10 protein-coding genes are annotated in these 14861 nt (G+C 72.5%); 6 read left to right on the forward strand and 4 right to left on the reverse strand.

Features of this window, described 5'->3' with window-relative positions; translation table 11 throughout:
- Positions 1–43: 43 nt before the first annotated feature.
- Positions 44–1654 carry a copper resistance CopC/CopD family protein gene (locus ACH442_RS13610; protein WP_396338285.1) on the reverse strand — a complete coding sequence of 537 codons (1611 nt, stop codon included), beginning with the start codon at positions 1652–1654 and terminating at the stop codon, positions 44–46.
- Positions 1655–1759: 105 nt separating this feature from the next.
- Between ACH442_RS13610 and pgm the strand changes: the two genes are divergently transcribed.
- Positions 1760–3382, forward strand: coding sequence for a phosphoglucomutase (alpha-D-glucose-1,6-bisphosphate-dependent) (gene pgm / locus ACH442_RS13615; RefSeq protein ID WP_396338286.1), 1623 nt, complete (start codon positions 1760–1762; stop codon positions 3380–3382).
- 86 nt (positions 3383–3468) lie between these two features.
- Positions 3469–5811, forward strand: a complete 2343-nt coding sequence (locus ACH442_RS13620; protein ID WP_396338287.1) for a putative bifunctional diguanylate cyclase/phosphodiesterase — start codon at positions 3469–3471, stop codon at positions 5809–5811.
- A gap of 6 nt (positions 5812–5817) precedes the next feature.
- Here the strand turns inward: ACH442_RS13620 and ACH442_RS13625 are convergent, their stop codons facing one another.
- On the reverse strand, positions 5818–7068 hold the full coding sequence (locus ACH442_RS13625; RefSeq protein WP_396338288.1) for a hypothetical protein: 1251 nt from the start codon (positions 7066–7068) through the stop codon (positions 5818–5820).
- A gap of 169 nt (positions 7069–7237) precedes the next feature.
- Positions 7238–8677, reverse strand: coding sequence for an NADP-dependent phosphogluconate dehydrogenase (gene gndA / locus ACH442_RS13630; RefSeq protein WP_396338289.1), 1440 nt, complete (start codon positions 8675–8677; stop codon positions 7238–7240).
- A gap of 210 nt (positions 8678–8887) precedes the next feature.
- On the opposite strand from gndA, the gene ACH442_RS13635 reads away from it, so the two are divergent.
- The 4 genes from ACH442_RS13635 to ACH442_RS13650 all read left to right on the forward strand — a co-directional run bounded on the left by ACH442_RS13635 (position 8888) and on the right by ACH442_RS13650 (position 13165).
- Positions 8888–9202, forward strand: coding sequence for a type II toxin-antitoxin system PemK/MazF family toxin (locus tag ACH442_RS13635; RefSeq protein ID WP_221327645.1), 315 nt, complete (start codon positions 8888–8890; stop codon positions 9200–9202).
- 341 nt (positions 9203–9543) lie between these two features.
- Positions 9544–10887 (forward strand): PP2C family protein-serine/threonine phosphatase, encoded by a 1344-nt coding sequence (locus ACH442_RS13640; protein ID WP_396338290.1) that lies wholly within the window; start codon positions 9544–9546, stop codon positions 10885–10887.
- Positions 10888–10955: 68 nt separating this feature from the next.
- Positions 10956–12197 (forward strand): hypothetical protein, encoded by a 1242-nt coding sequence (locus tag ACH442_RS13645; RefSeq protein ID WP_396338291.1) that lies wholly within the window; start codon positions 10956–10958, stop codon positions 12195–12197.
- On the forward strand, positions 12194–13165 hold the full coding sequence (locus ACH442_RS13650) for a glutamate ABC transporter substrate-binding protein (RefSeq protein WP_396338292.1): 972 nt from the start codon (positions 12194–12196) through the stop codon (positions 13163–13165). The genes ACH442_RS13645 and ACH442_RS13650 overlap by 4 nt, the downstream gene beginning before the upstream one ends.
- 260 nt (positions 13166–13425) lie before the next feature.
- Here the strand turns inward: ACH442_RS13650 and ACH442_RS13655 are convergent, their stop codons facing one another.
- Positions 13426–14820 carry an MFS transporter gene (locus tag ACH442_RS13655; protein WP_396338293.1) on the reverse strand — a complete coding sequence of 465 codons (1395 nt, stop codon included), beginning with the start codon at positions 14818–14820 and terminating at the stop codon, positions 13426–13428.
- Positions 14821–14861: the final 41 nt, after the last annotated feature.

The raw sequence follows: 14861 nt of genomic DNA on the forward strand, positions 1-14861 counted from the left end.
CGGAGGGGACCGAGTCCGAGGTGGTGTCCGCGCGGTGACCTGGTCAGTCGGCGGCCGGGGGAACCTTGATCGTGGTTTTGACCGTGGCCCGGTTGAGGTCGTCGACGCGGATGGTGAAGGCGATCTCGTAGGTGCCCGGTAGCGGGAACGACACCGAGCCGAGGGCGTGGTGGGGCGGGTCGAGGCCGAGCAACGGGTCCTTGACCGCCTCCAGGTCCTGGTCGAGCAGTTTGGTGCTGATCTCCCACTCGGCGGGGGGCAGGGGCTTGCCCTCCGGGGTGTAGAGGAACGCGTGGACCGTGTTGTATTCGCCCAGTTCAACCGGGTAGATGTTGAACTGCAGCGTGTACAACGGGCAGGTCAGCGTCTCCGACACGCCGTTGCCGGTGACCGCGCCGGCCGTCGCGCCCGCGGTGCGACCCGGGTTGACCTGGACCAGGACGGCGCTCAGGCCGAGGATGACGACCGTCGCCAGGACTTCGATGCCCACGGTGCGGCGCAGGCCGGTTCCGGGGCGGGACCGCCGGACGAATCGGCGCGCGACCGCGGCTACGGCCAGGACCAGGACCAGGACGCCGAGTTTGGTGAGGAGCAGGCGGCCGTAGCCCGTGTTGACCAGTGCGTCGACGGAGCCGACCTCGACGACGGCCTGCACCGAGCCGGCGATGGCCAGCCACAGGACGGAGAGGGCGGCCCAGCGGGACCAGACCGGCAGGAGCACGCCGAGGACACGGCGGTCGGTGCCGCGCAGCAGGAACGCCAGCAGGGTGACCAGGCCGCCCAGCCACAGGGCCATGGTGGCCAGGTGCACCACGTCGACGGCGACGGTGACGGCCGGGAGCGGGGTGGCGATCGAGTGCCCGGTCAGCGGCCACGTGGCCAGGCCGGCGGCGCCGAGCAGCAGGACCAGGGTGCCCCGGAGCCGGCCATAGCGGAGTTGCGGAACCAGGAAGAACAGGACTGCCAGTACGCCCAGCCGCGCCACCAGCGTCACCCCGAACCGGCTGGTCAGCACGTCGCCCAGTTCACCGGGGGAGACCTGCCACAGCGCGGCGCCGCTGCCCTGTTGTGCCTGGGTGCCGATCGCGCCCGCGGTGGCCACGGCGGTGAGCACGAACCCGGCCTTGACCAGGCGCGTCGCGCCGAGGCGGGAGCGGCGCCGCGGCCAGAGGAACGCCAGGAACATCGCCGGGCCGATGATCACGGTCAGACCGGCGTACCCGAGAAATCTCAGGGTGGGGACAGCGGCCCGGACCGACCAGTGGGTGCCGGTGGTCTCGGCGGCTTCGGGGCGGGCCGACGGCGCGCCGACCGAGAACGTGACGGCGCCGCCGACCGGGTGGCTGTCCGCGGAGATGACGCGGTAACTGATCAGGTACGTCCCGAGCGGGTGCTTGGCCGTCCGGACCGGGATGTGCAGGACCGCGCCGCGGGCCGTGGCCAGGCCGGAGATGCGCTCGCCGTCCGGCGCGATCACCTGGATCCGGCCCGCCACCGGGGTGATCGACTCACTGAACGTGACGGTGACCTCGGTGGGGGAGCTGCCGACCACGCTGCCGGGCGCGGGGGTCGAGCCGACCGTCGCGGCGTGCGCGGAAGCGGCCTGCGGGGTGGCGAGGGGCACTCCCAGCGCGAGTAAGAGCAGGACGAACAAGCGCGGAAGTTTCCCGGTCACGAAGGATAGTTCGGATGGGGGTGCGGAAAGGTTCAAGGTGACTCTTCCTGGATACGATCCGGGAACATCCTTCAGGAGGCGAAGATGACCGTCCACTCCCGTGCCGGGCAGCCGGCCGAGCCGTCCGATCTGATCGACGTGCCGAAGGTCGTCTCGCGGTACTACACCGAGCACCCTGACCCGTCGCAGGTGTCCCAGCGGGTCGCGTTCGGGACGTCCGGGCACCGCGGGTCGAGTCTGCGGACCGCGTTCAACGAGGATCACATCGCCGCGACCAGCCAGGCGATCGTCGAGTACCGGCGGGAGCAGGGCACCACCGGGCCGCTCTTCCTCGGGCGGGACACGCACGCGCTGAGCGAGCCGGCGCAGGTGACGGCGCTGGAGGTGTTCGCCGCCAACGACGTGACCGTGCTGATCGACAGCCGCGACGGTTATACCCCGACTCCGGCCGTGTCGCGGGCCATTCTCGCCTATAACGCGGAAAATCGGGCGCAGCAGGCCGACGGCGTGGTGGTCACTCCGTCGCACAACCCGCCCGACGACGGTGGCTTCAAGTACAACCCGCCGAACGGCGGCCCGGCCGACACCGACGCCACGAAGTGGATCCAGGACCGGGCCAATGCCCTGATCGCCGGTGGCTTGAAAGACGTCCGCCGCAGCGCCGTAAAGGCAGAGAAATACGACTTCCTCGGTACGTACGTGGATGACCTGCCGAACGTCGTCGACCTCGACGCGATCCGCGAGGCCGGGGTGCGCATCGGTGCGGACCCGCTCGGTGGGGCGAGCGTCGCCTACTGGGGCGAGATCGCCGAACGGCACCGGCTCGACCTGACCGTCGTGAACCCGGTCGTGGACCCGCGCTTCGGCTTCATGACGCTCGACTGGGACGGAAAGATCCGGATGGACTGCTCGTCGCCGTACGCGATGGCGTCCTTGATCGCCCAGAAGGACCGGTTCCAGATCTCCACCGGCAATGACGCCGACGCCGACCGGCACGGCATCGTCACGCCCGACGGCGGGCTGATGAACCCCAACCACTACCTCGCGGTCGCCATCGGCTACCTGTACCGGCACCGCACCGGCTGGTCCGGCAGCGCCGGCATCGGCAAGACGCTCGTCTCCTCCTCGATGATCGACCGGGTCGCCGCCGACCTCGGTCGCACGCTCGTCGAGGTGCCGGTCGGCTTCAAGTGGTTCGTGCCCGGCCTGATCGACGGCTCGATCGGCTTCGGTGGTGAGGAGAGCGCCGGCGCGTCGTTCCTGCGCCGCGACGGCTCGGTGTGGAGCACCGACAAGGACGGGATCATCCTCGACCTGCTCGCCTCGGAGATCCTCGCGGTCACCGGCAGGACGCCGAGCCGGCACTACGCGGAGCTGACCGAGCGGTTCGGCGCGCCCGCCTACGCGCGGATCGACGCCCCGGCCACCCGGGAGGAGAAGGCGATCCTCGGCAAGCTGTCGCCGGAGCAGGTGACCGCGAAGGAACTCGCCGGCGAGCCGATCACGGCCGTGCTGACCAGCGCGCCCGGCAACGACGCGCCGATCGGCGGCCTCAAGGTGGTGACCGGTTCCGGCTGGTTCGCGGCCCGCCCGTCCGGCACCGAGGACGTCTACAAGATCTACGCCGAGTCCTTCCACGGCGCCGACCACCTGTCCCGCATCCAGCAGGAGGCCCGCGCGGTCGTCTCGGCCGCTCTGCAGGGGTGAGGCTGCCGCGCTGATCGGACCGGCGCACGTCGCAGCCCGGAGCTTTCGCTCAGAAACCGGCGATCCGGGCCGACTGGTAAGCCATCATGAGCGCACGTGACAACGCCGGTGACCGGCCACGACCCGGCGGGCTGAGGCCCGCCGTGGTCGCGCTGGCCGCCACCACGTGGGTGCTGCTCTGGCTGCTGATCGGCACCCCGGGCGGCCTGTACCTCGGGTTCGCCGGCGCGCCGGTCGCGATGGGCGCGGCGGTCCTCGCCTGCCGGCAGATCGTCGCGGTCGAACGGCCGGGCCCGATCCGGTCGTTCTGGCGGCAGCTGACGTGGGCCGGCGGCTTCCTCTTCGTCGCCTCGGTCGTGTCGCTGCTGCGCGCCAACAACAACACCGGGCTGTCGCCGTACGTCGGTGGCCCGATGCTCTTCGGCATCACGATCTTGATCGTCGCACTGGTGCGTCTGCCGTTCGGCGAGCGCACCGCGCTGGGCTGGACCAGGGCGCTGCTCGACGGCGCCACGGTGGCCATCGCCAGCACGCTCATCTTCTGGTACGTCGTCCTGGACCTCGCCCCGGAGGGCACGTCCCTGGTCTCCCGGGTCGCCGCGGCGGTCGTCGGGGTCAGCGGCGTCCTGCTGCTCGTGGTGATCGGCAAGGCGGCCGCCGCCGCGGACAGCGCCGTGCATCCCGCCTCGCTGCGGGTGCTGACCGTCGCACCGCTGGTCGACGTGGCCGGCAGCACGCTGCTGATCGCCGGCGCCGACTGGGGACGGCTCGCGCTCTCCGTGCTGGCGTTGCCGCTGGTCGGCGTCTCCATGGCGGGCGCCGCGTACCTGCAGCGACGCGCGTCCGAGGCCGAGCCGGTCCCGGTGCCCGCCTCAGCCGGCCGTTCGCTGTTCAACCTGCTCCCGTTCGTCGCGGTCACCGCCACCGCGATCCTCGTGATCAGCGTCAGCGCCCAGGACATGAGTTCGCGGCAGCGCACCGTGATCATCGGCGCGGTGCTGATCGCCGGGTTCGTCGTCGCCCGCCAGCTGCTCAGCCTGCGGGAGAACACGCTCGCCCTGCGCGGCATCCGCAAGCAGCAGGTCGAGCTGGAGCGGCTGGCGCTGAGCGACACGCTGACCGGCATGCCGAACCGCACCCGGTTCGCGGTCGCGCTCGGCGAGCGCATCGTCGGCCGGCAGCCGGCCACCGCGCTGCTGATCGACGTCGACGACTTCAAGATGATCAACGACACGCTCGGCCCAGCCGCCGGTGACCAGCTGCTCTACCAGGTGTCGCAGCGGCTGCGCGAGCACTGCCGGCCCGGCGAGCTGCCGGCCCGGCTCGGCGGCGACGAGTTCGCCGTGCTGCTGCCGGTCGACGAGCCGGCGCAGGCCGAGGCGGCCGCGGCCCGGCTGCTGGCCGGGATCGGTGAACCGTTCCACGTCGCCGACCAGCAGCTGCTGCTGCACGCCAGCGTCGGCATCGCCGTCGCGGCGCCCGGCGAGACCGCCGACGAGGTGCAGCGCAACGCGGACATCGCGATGTACGCGGCGAAGGAGGCCGGCAAGGCGTCCTGGGTCCGCTTCGAGCCGCAGATGCGCCAGGACCTGGCGCACCACGCGCGGCTCGCCGGCGAACTGCACAACGCGATCGTCCGCGGTCAGCTGCGCCTGGTCTACCAGCCCGTCTACGACCTGCACACCGGTCTGCCGTCCGGCGCCGAGGCGCTGGTGCGCTGGCAGCACCCGGAGCGTGGGTTCGTCTCCCCGGCCGACTTCATCCCGGTCGCCGAACGCTCCGGCCTGATCGTGCCGCTCGGCGCGTGGGTCCTGCGCGAGGCCTGCTCGCAGCTGTCCCGCTGGCACGCCGAGTTCGGCGACACCGCCATCGAGGCGATCAACGTCAACGTCGCGGTCCGCCAGCTGCGCGAGGCCGGCTTCGTCGACGAGGTCGCCGCGGTGCTCAGCGACACCGGCCTGACCAGCCAGAACCTCATCATCGAGGTGACCGAGTCGTCGGTCGTCGACGGCTGGCAGGTGCGCGAGACGCTGCAGGCGCTGCACGAGATGGGCGTCAAGCTCGCCCTCGACGACTTCGGCACCGGGCAGTCGTCGCTCAGCCTGCTCCGCGCGTTCCCGGTCGACGTCCTCAAACTGGACAAGTCGTTCGTCGACGGCATCGCCGAGGGCGCCGACCGCGGGCGGCTCGCGGTGGCCGCCGCGGTCGCCCAACTCGCCGAGTACCTGCAGCTCAAGGTCGTTGCCGAGGGCATCGAGAACGAGGAGCAGCGGGACCGGCTGCGGGACATGGGCTACCGCTACGGCCAGGGTTACCTGATGGCGAAACCCCTCCCACCCGAGGAATGCGGCAAACTCATGGCCGCTGCCACGACAGAACCCGATGCGGGCGTACGTCGTGAGCCGCCCGTCCCGTCGATCGCCGGCTGATCCGCATCAGTCGCTGACCGTCAACGCGGACAGACCGGCCACCGCGAGCAGGTCGATCCCGGCCGTCCCGGACCAGTCACCGCTGGTGAACGAGCGGCCCGGGGCGATCCCCTTGTGCGTGGTGCCGTCGAGGGTCACCTGGCCGGCGCCGGACTGCACCCGCACGCGCACCGGCGTCGTCCCGGCCAGCGTCACCCGGAACTGGTCGACGCCACCGGTCATCCGGACCGGGAGCAGTCCCTGCGGCGACGGCAGGGCCAGATCGATGCGGCCGGCACCGCCGTTGAGGTCCAGCGCGGCCAGGTCGGCGCCGGTCAGGTCGAGGCGGGACCGGGCGGTGCCGCCGTCGAGCCGGAGCGTCCAGCGGACCGCCGAACTCAACTGGATCGTCACCGCCGCCGAACCGCCTCGGCCGTCCGACCGCAGACGCAGCTTCACCGTGCCGCCGGACTGCTCGGCGGACGGGGTCAGACCGCTCCCCGCCGGGGTGCTGACCCGGTACAGGTCGTCGCCGAGGTCGGCCGCGCTCAGCTGCACGACGGTGGCACTGTCGAGAATGTCGAAAGCGGCCGCGTCCAGGCCGCCGCGCGCCGCGGTCACCACGCCCCCGGCGCCCGGCTCGCCGTTGTCCCCGCCCCCGCCGTTGTCGCCGGCCGGGGCCTGCCGTGCGGCTTCGGCCGGTGCGGCGCCGGTCGGGGTCGGCTCCCCGCGCGGGACCAGCAGGAACGCGGCGATCAGGCCGGCCAGCCCGACGACCGCGGCGACGGCGGGCAGAACCGGCCGGCGAGCCCGTGCGGCGGCGGGAGCGGGTTCGGTCCCGGGCGGGGCGGTCCAGCCGGGCAGCGGGTACGCCGAGGTGAACCCGGGATCGTCGAACGGGTCGGTCGCCGGGGGATAGGGCGCCCCGGAAACTGGCGCGAACCCACGCGGGTCGGTGTCCTCCTCGGCGAACTCGGCCGGGTCCGGCGCCGGCCACTCGCTCGTCGCGTCGAGCTTCGCCGGTTCGTCCTCCGGCCCCACGGCCAACCGCATCCCGACCCGTGAGTCGAGCGCTCGTCGCGCGCGGGCCACCGCCTCCGCGGACAGGCCGCCGGTCGCGCGCTCCCCGGCCACCAGCGGCAGGGTCGGGCGCGGCCCGGCCGCGGAAGGGGGCGCCGGATGGTCGGCGGCGAACGGCGCGGGGACCGGGTGCGCGCCCCGGAGAAAGGTGACCGGCTGATCAGATTCGGTCGGGGTGCCGGCCTGGATTTCGCTCATGGTGCCTCCTGGCCCGTTGTCCTCGACGATGACTACGGACGGCGGCCCCGCGCGGATCGGTCCGGCCGGGAGTGGTTTGCCGGCGGGCCGCTCACGACGTACCGAACAGGGGTCCTGACATGAGGGATGCCCCGGCCGCAGCGACCGGGGCATCTCGGAGGAGCGGGGATCAGGCGGAGACCTCGTTGCGGTCTTCCGTGGCCCAGAGGGTGTGGAAGGAGCCGTCGCGGTCGACGCGGTGGTACGTGTGGGCGCCGAAGAAGTCGCGCTGGCCCTGGATCAGCGCGGCCGGCAGGCGCTTGGCCCGCAGGCCGTCGTAGTAGGCGAGGGCGGACGCGAAGCCGGGCGCGGGGATGCCCTGCTGAGCGGCGGTGACGACGACGCGGCGCCACGCGTCCTGGGCCCCGCTGACCGCGTCCAGGAAGTAGTCGTCGACCAGCAGCGTGGTCAGCGACGGGTTCTTGTCGTAGGCCTGCTTGATGAAGTCGAGGAACTTGGCCCGGATGATGCAGCCCGCGCGCCAGATCTTGGCCATCGCGCCCGGGTCGATCTCCCAGTCGTACTCGGCGCTGGCGGCCTGGATCTGCTGGAAGCCCTGCGCGTAAGCGACGATCTTGGAGGCGAACAGCGCCTGCTCGACGTCGGCCCGCAGGTCGCCACCGACGTGCTGAGCGCCCGCGGACGGGCCGGGAAGACCGGCGTCGGCGGCCGCCTTGCGCACGTCCGCACCGCCGGAGAGGGCACGGGCGAAAACGGACTCGGCGATGCCGCTGACCGGCACGCCCAGATCGAGGGCGGCCTGCACGGTCCAGCGGCCGGTGCCCTTCTGCTCGGCCTGGTCCAGCACGATGTCGACGAACGGCTTACCGGTCGCGGCGTCGTTCTGCTTGAGCACCTCGGCGGTGATCTCGATCAGGTACGACCCGAGGCGGCCCTCGTTCCACTCGCCGAACGTGGTGGCGATCTCCGCGGGGGAGAGGCCACCGACCTGGCGCAGCAGGTCGTACGCCTCGGCGATGAGCTGCATGTCCGCGTACTCGATGCCGTTGTGCACCATCTTGACGAAGTGGCCGGCGCCGTCCGGGCCGACGTGCGTGCAGCACGGCTCGCCGTCGACCTTGGCCGAGATGTCCTCGAGCAGCGGGCCGAGTGCGACGTACGACTCCTTCGGGCCACCCGGCATGATGCTCGGGCCGTGCAGCGCGCCCTCCTCGCCGCCGGACACGCCCATGCCCACGAAGTGCAGGCCCTTGGCCTTGAGCGCGGCCTCACGCCGACGCGTGTCCGCGTAGTGCGCGTTGCCGGCGTCGATCAGCATGTCCCCCTCCTCCAGGAGCGGGGCGAACTCGTCGATCACGGCGTCGGTGGCCGGACCGGCCTTCACCATGATCACCACACGGCGCGGGCGCTCCAGGGCGGCCACGAACTCCTCGGCGGTCTCGGCCGGGATGAAGGTGCCCTCGTTGCCGAACTCCTCGACCAGCTCCTTGGTCCGGCCGTAGGAACGGTTGTGCACCGCCACGGTGTGCCCGTGCCGGGCGAAGTTACGGGCCAGGTTCCGGCCCATCACCGCCAGGCCGGTGACCCCGATCTGCGCCTTCTGCGACATCCTGCGTCCTTCCTCGTTACCGGCCCGTGACGGGCCCCGCGGTCATTTCTACGCGATCGGAGCGCCCGAAGTTCGATCACGTCCACGGAATGAACACGCGGGGCGGGCCGGACGCAGCGGAGATCCGCGCACCGGTACGCTTCGTGCCATGTCGTTCCGGGCCGTGCCGTTCTCCGGTCTCTGCTGATATGCGACGGGTCGAGGGCTGACATGCGCCGGGGCGAGATCTGGACCATCGGCGACCGCTCCGACCTGCGTTACCGGGTGCTCGTGCTCTCCGCCGACAGTTACAACGAGCGGGACAACGCCTCACCCTACTGCGCGCCGATCGTCCGGCAGCGCGGGGTGACCGAACTGCCGCCGTTCGCGGTCGCGCTGACCGAGCAGGATCCGATCACCGGGGTGGTCGTGGTCAACCGGATGCGCCGGCTGCCGGCCACCACCGGCGCGGAGCGGATCGGGATGGTCACCGGCGCCAGCATGGCCCGGTTGACCGAGGCCGTCAGGGACCTCTTCGAGCTCTAGGCGCCGTTCTTCCGGCCGCCCGGGGCTGCGGCGTGGCCCCGGGCGGCGTCCGCGGCAAGGCCACCTACGACACCGGTGGGCGACGTTCCCACGACCGACGTCGGCCACCACCTGGACCTCGCCTCGCACTCGGGCGGTCGGAGGGACAGCTCCCCCGATCCATCCAGTCCGATATCCGAACGCCTTACGCCCGACCGGGTGACCTGGGTGAGGAACGGTGCAGTCGGGGGATGTGGTGTCCACGCGCTCTGGCGTAAACCGGTACCCGTAGGCCGGACGGGGAGGCGTTGTCAGTGGGTGGTCAGGCGTTTGCGGAGGCGCTCAGCGATCGACGGGCCAGGATGGACGTGGTCATCGAGCGGGCGGTCGGGCTGCTCGCCGGCCGGGCCCGGTGCCGGATCGCCGACGCGTACCGGCACCTGTTCCGGATGGCCGCCGAGCAGAGCCGCGAGCCGGTCGAGGTGGCGGGCCGGGTGATCCGGTTGCTGGACGCCGCGGACGGACCGCCGTCGCCGTTCGCGGGGCGGGAGCTGATCGCCGACCGGCTCGCCGCCGTGGAGGAGCTGGCCAACCTCGGCTGGGGTGAGTGGGACCTGGTCACCGGCGAGATCTACTGGTCGCCGCAGCTGTACCGGATCTACCAGCGGGACCCGGCGCTGGGCCCGCTGACCGGGGGTGAGCTGAGTCGGGCCGCGCTCGAGGCGGCGCAGGGCCGGGACCGGGTGGAGCTGGTCGCCCGGGTCCGGATCGGCGAGCGGTTCCGCCGGTTGCGGGCGGTCGCGGACACGCTGCGGGACGCCGAGGGCCGCCCGGTCCGGATGTTCGGCATCGTGCAGGACGTCACCGAGCAGCCGGTGAGCGCACAACGGCTGGCCGAGGTCGAGCAGAAGCTGGACGAGCAGCGGCGGGCCGCGGCGGCCGAGCACAATCTGACGCTGCGCCTGCAGGAGATCATCCTGCCGATCCCGGACGAGCCGATCGAGCTGCCGGGGCTGAAGGCGGCGGTCCGGTACCTGCCGGCCGGCCAGGAGACCATGGTCGGCGGGGACTGGTTCCACGCGGCCGCGCTGCGTGACGGGTCGGTGCTGCTCGCGGTCGGTGACGTGGCCGGCCACGGCACCCAGGCGGCCAGCAACATGGCCCAGCTGCGGCACGCCCTGCGCGCGCTGACCGTCGTCGACAGCGACCCGGCGATCCTGCTCGGCCATCTGAACCGGCTCACCTGCGAGCTGGAACGGGAGACGCCGGAGCTGGCCGCGACCGCGGTGATCGCCCGGTTCGACCCGCGGCGGCGGGAACTGGTCTGGGCGCAGGCCGGGCATCCGCCCCCGCTGCTGTGCCGGGGTGGGCGGACGGCGCCGCTGGCCCGCCCGTCCGGCCCGATGCTGGGAGTGGTGGAGGACGCCACCTATCAGGCGGCGGTCACCGATTTCCGGCCCGCGGACGTGCTGCTGCTCTACACCGACGGGCTGGTCGAGCACCGGACGCACGGCCTGGACACCGGGCTGGACGCGGTGATGGCCGCGGTCGACGACGCCGTCCGGGCGGCGCCGCTGCAGCCGCTGGCCGAGCTGGTCGGGCGGCTGCGGCGGGCCAATCCGGACGACGACACGTGCATCCTGGCGGTACGCCCGTCCACCGGCGGCACTCGTGACCTGCGGCGATACCTCCAACAGCAAGCATAATCACGTTACGTATTGCTCCCGCGCCGTACCGTCGTCGGCAGTCGCCCAGCGAACCTCGGGAGTGGACGGTGCCACGACTAGCCACGCCGGATCTCTATCGCGTCGTCGCCGCCGCGCTCGTCGCGCTCGGTCTCGCCCTCGGCGGGACGGCGCTGGCCACGGTGCACCACCGGGCCGCGCTGACCCGGGACATCACCGCGGTGAGCGGGCCGCTCAGCGTCGGCGCCCAGGATCTGTACCGATCGTTGTCGGACGCGGACGCCACCGCCGCGACCGCGTTCCTGACCAACGGCGCCGAGCCGGCCCAGCTGCGGCAGCGCTACCTCGACGACATCGCGCGGGCCGGTGCGGCACTGACCGCCGCGGCCCGGGACGCCGACGACGCGGACGCGGCCCGGCTTGCGGTCCTCGCCGACCGGTTGCCGGTCTACACCGGGCTGGTGGAGACGGCCCGGTCGTACAACCGGCTCGGGGTTCCGCTCGGTGGCGCCTACCTGCGCGAGGCCTCGGCCCTCATGCGCGAGACGCTGTTGCCGCAGGCCGAGGGCCTGTTCGTGTCCGCTCAGGGCCGGCTGCGCGACGCCCAGCGGGACGCGTCCGGCTCGACCTGGCCGGTCGTCCTGCTCGGCGTTCTCACCCTCGCCGCCCTCCTCGCCACGCAGCTGCTGATCGCCCGCCGGACCAAGCGCGACTTCAACGTCGGCCTGGTCGCGGCCAGCCTTGTCGCGCTGATCCTGCTGGTCTGGTCGTCGGCCGCGCTGGGCGCCGCGGCGGGCCGGGTCGAGGTGGGCCGGACCGCCGGGTCCTCGCTGGTCGACCTGCTCGCGGACGCCCGCCGGCTGGCCCTGCAGGCGCGGGCCGACGAGTCGCTGACGCTGGTCGCGCGCGGTGGTGGCGCCGCCTTCGAGACGGACTACCGCGGCGTGATGGACCGCCTGACCGCCATGCTGGAACGGGCCGCCGACGAGGCGCCGGGTTCCGACCAGGCGGTCATCCGGGCCGCCCGCGAGCACGCGGAACGGTTCGATCAGCTGCACGGCGGAGTGCGCGCGCTCGACGACCAGGGCGACTACCTGGGCGCGGTGGCGAAGGCGACCGGCACCGGGCCGGGGGACCCGCCGGCCGTCTTCGCCGACCTGGACAGCGCGATGAACACCGCCCTTGCCGCCGCCAACGGGCGGGTCGGCGACCAGGCCGGGCGTGGCCGCAGCGCCCTGACCGGGCTGGAGATCGCACTGTTGCTGCTCACCGCCGGTCTGGTGGCCGCGGTCGTCCTCGGCATCCGCCCCCGGATCGGAGAATATCGATGAAGCGCGTCGCCGCTCTGCTGATCCTGCTGACGCTTCTGGCCGGCTGCGGATCAGCATCAAGATCACAGGATCCGGCGTACGCCGGAAAAGGCTCCGTGCCTCTGCCGGAGAACGTTCAGGACCCGGCCGAGGTCCCCAGCGCGGCACCGGCGCCGACCTGCACGCCGCGGGCCAGCCTCCGTCCGCCCGCCTCGATGCCGGCCCCCGGGAAGATGCCGTCCGGCAGCACCATGGCGAAGATCGCCGCTCGTGGCCGGCTGATCGTCGGAGTCGACCAGAACGCGTACCTGTTCGGCTTCCGCGACCCGGCCACGGGTGACCTGGCCGGCTTCGAGATCGAGATGGCCCGCGCGGTGGCGAAGGCGATCTTCGGCGACCCGGAGAAGGTGCAGTTCCTGGCGATCACCACGGCCGACCGGATCCCGGTGATCCAGGACGGCCGGGCCGACCTGGTGATCCGGACGATGACGATGAACTGTGAGCGCTGGCAGCAGATCTCGTTCTCCACCGAGTACCTCGCCTCGCGGCAGCGCCTGCTGGTCCGCCGCGGCTCCGGGATCAAGGAGTTCGCCGACCTGGCCGACCGCAAGGTCTGCGCGACGCGGGGGAGCACCAGCATCCGGACCATCGCCGCGCAGCCCGCCAAGCCGGTCCCGGTGGCCACCGACAGCACCCTGGACTGCCTGGTCATGCTCCAGCAGGGCCAGGTCGACGCGGTGTCCACCATCGACGTGCTGCTCGCCGGGCTGGCCGCGCAGGACCCGACGACCGAGGTGGTCGGCACGCCCGTCTCCGACGAGCCCTCCGGCATCGGGATCAACAAGGACTCGGCCGATCTGGTCCGCTTCGTCAACGGCGTGCTGGAACAGATCCGGGCCGACGGAACCTGGGCCGCGAGTTACCGGCGGTGGCTCTCCTCCGCGCTGGGGCCGGTGCCCGCCCCGCCCCAGCCGGTCTACCGGGACTGACCCGCCCTCACCGAGGTCGATCTCAGCGACCGCGGAGGCCGCCGACACGACATGTCCCGAACCCTCCGCCCGGGCGCCGGCCGCCCCGCCGCGGTACACCGGCGTGGCCCGGACCCGGGCGATGTCCGGCCGGCCGATCCGCAGCTCTCGGGTAGGGAGCGGCCCGCGTGCCGGTTCCGTGCCGGTCGGCCGTTCCCGCCGCCCGGCCAGGCGCCGCGCGGTTGCGCGTCAGCGCCGGCCTTGATGGAGGGTGGTGCATGTCAGCTCTGCGCGGACATTTCCGGCGCCCTTGTCGCGACCGTCGGAGCCGGCGTGCGCAGCCGGGTGGTCAGCGCCGCCGCCACGAGCATGAGCAGGGCGGAGACCGCGAAGACGGCGTCCACACCCGCGGTGATCGTGTCCATCGTGTTCAGCAGGGAGCCGAACGCGGCCGCCCCGATCGCCCCGCCCAGTGACTGGAAGAACCGGATCCCGGTGGTCGCGGCGCCGAGCTGGTGGCGCGGCGCGGCCTGCTGGACGGCGACGATCAACTTGCCCAGCAGCTGACCGAAGCCGACGCCGAGCAGCGCCAACTCGGCGCGGATCAGCCAGAACGACGTGTCGTCGCGGGTCAGCGCGAGCCCGCCGAGCGCCGCGGCGGCGCAGAGCGTGCCGATCAGCATGGACGTACGCACCGGCCGGCGGAACCGGTTGAACGCGAGCCCGGAGACGGCCAGCCCGGCCGCCAGGAAGGCCGGGAACGTGCCCGCCCGGCCGGCGCTGATCCCCCGGCCGGCCTGCAGGTACACCATCAGGAAGACGATGCCGCCGATCAGTGCCGCGCCGACCACGGTCTGGATGACGAAGCTGTTGCGGACGGCCGGGACGCGGAACAGGCCGGGCGGCAGGATCGGGTCGGGGCTGCGCCGCTGCCACCACAGGAACACCCCGAGCAGCACGAGCGTGGTCGCCCCGAGGCCGAGGATCGTGGGTGAGGACCAGGGGTAACGGTCACCGCCCCAGTCGCACAGCAGGAGCAGGGCCGCGGACGCGCCGCCGATCATCGCGGCACCGGGCAGGTCCAGGTGGGTGCCGCCGCCGTGCCGGGGGATCCGCAGCACCAGCAGGCCACCGGCCAGGACCAGCACCCCGAGCGGCACGTTCACGTAGAAGATCCAGCGCCACTGACCGTGCTCGGCGAAGAGACCGCCGACCAGCGGGCCGATCGCCATGCCGAGGCCACCGACCAGCCCGGCGAGGCCGCCGCGACCCTTGCTGCCGTCGTCGTCGGGGTCACGCAGATGGGCCATCACCACCATGGTGACGCTCATCAGGCCGCCCGCACCCATGCCCTGGACCGCGCGGAACGCGATCAGCTGGCCCATCGACTGCGCGGCCCCGCACAGCACCGAGCCGATCAGGAACGTCAGCACCGTGCCGAGGAAGACCTGCTTCGGGCCCCACGCGTCGCACAACCGCCCCCAGAGCGGCAGCACCACCGTCGCGGCCAGCGAGAACGCGGCGACCAGCCAGGCGACGTGGTCGACGCCGTGGGCCGGGTCGAGATCGCGGACGATCGGGACGATCGCTGCGGAGACGATGTTCTGGTCGAGGATCGCCAGCACGATCGTGAACAGGCAGACGAACACGCCGATGCGGCGCTCCGTCGTGGTCATCGGGGTCATGCTCACGACCGTACGGAAAATTTTTGGTCTGG

The sequence above is a fragment of the Actinoplanes sp. NPDC020271 genome (assembly GCF_044388125.1).
GTDB lineage: Bacteria > Actinomycetota > Actinomycetes > Mycobacteriales > Micromonosporaceae > Actinoplanes.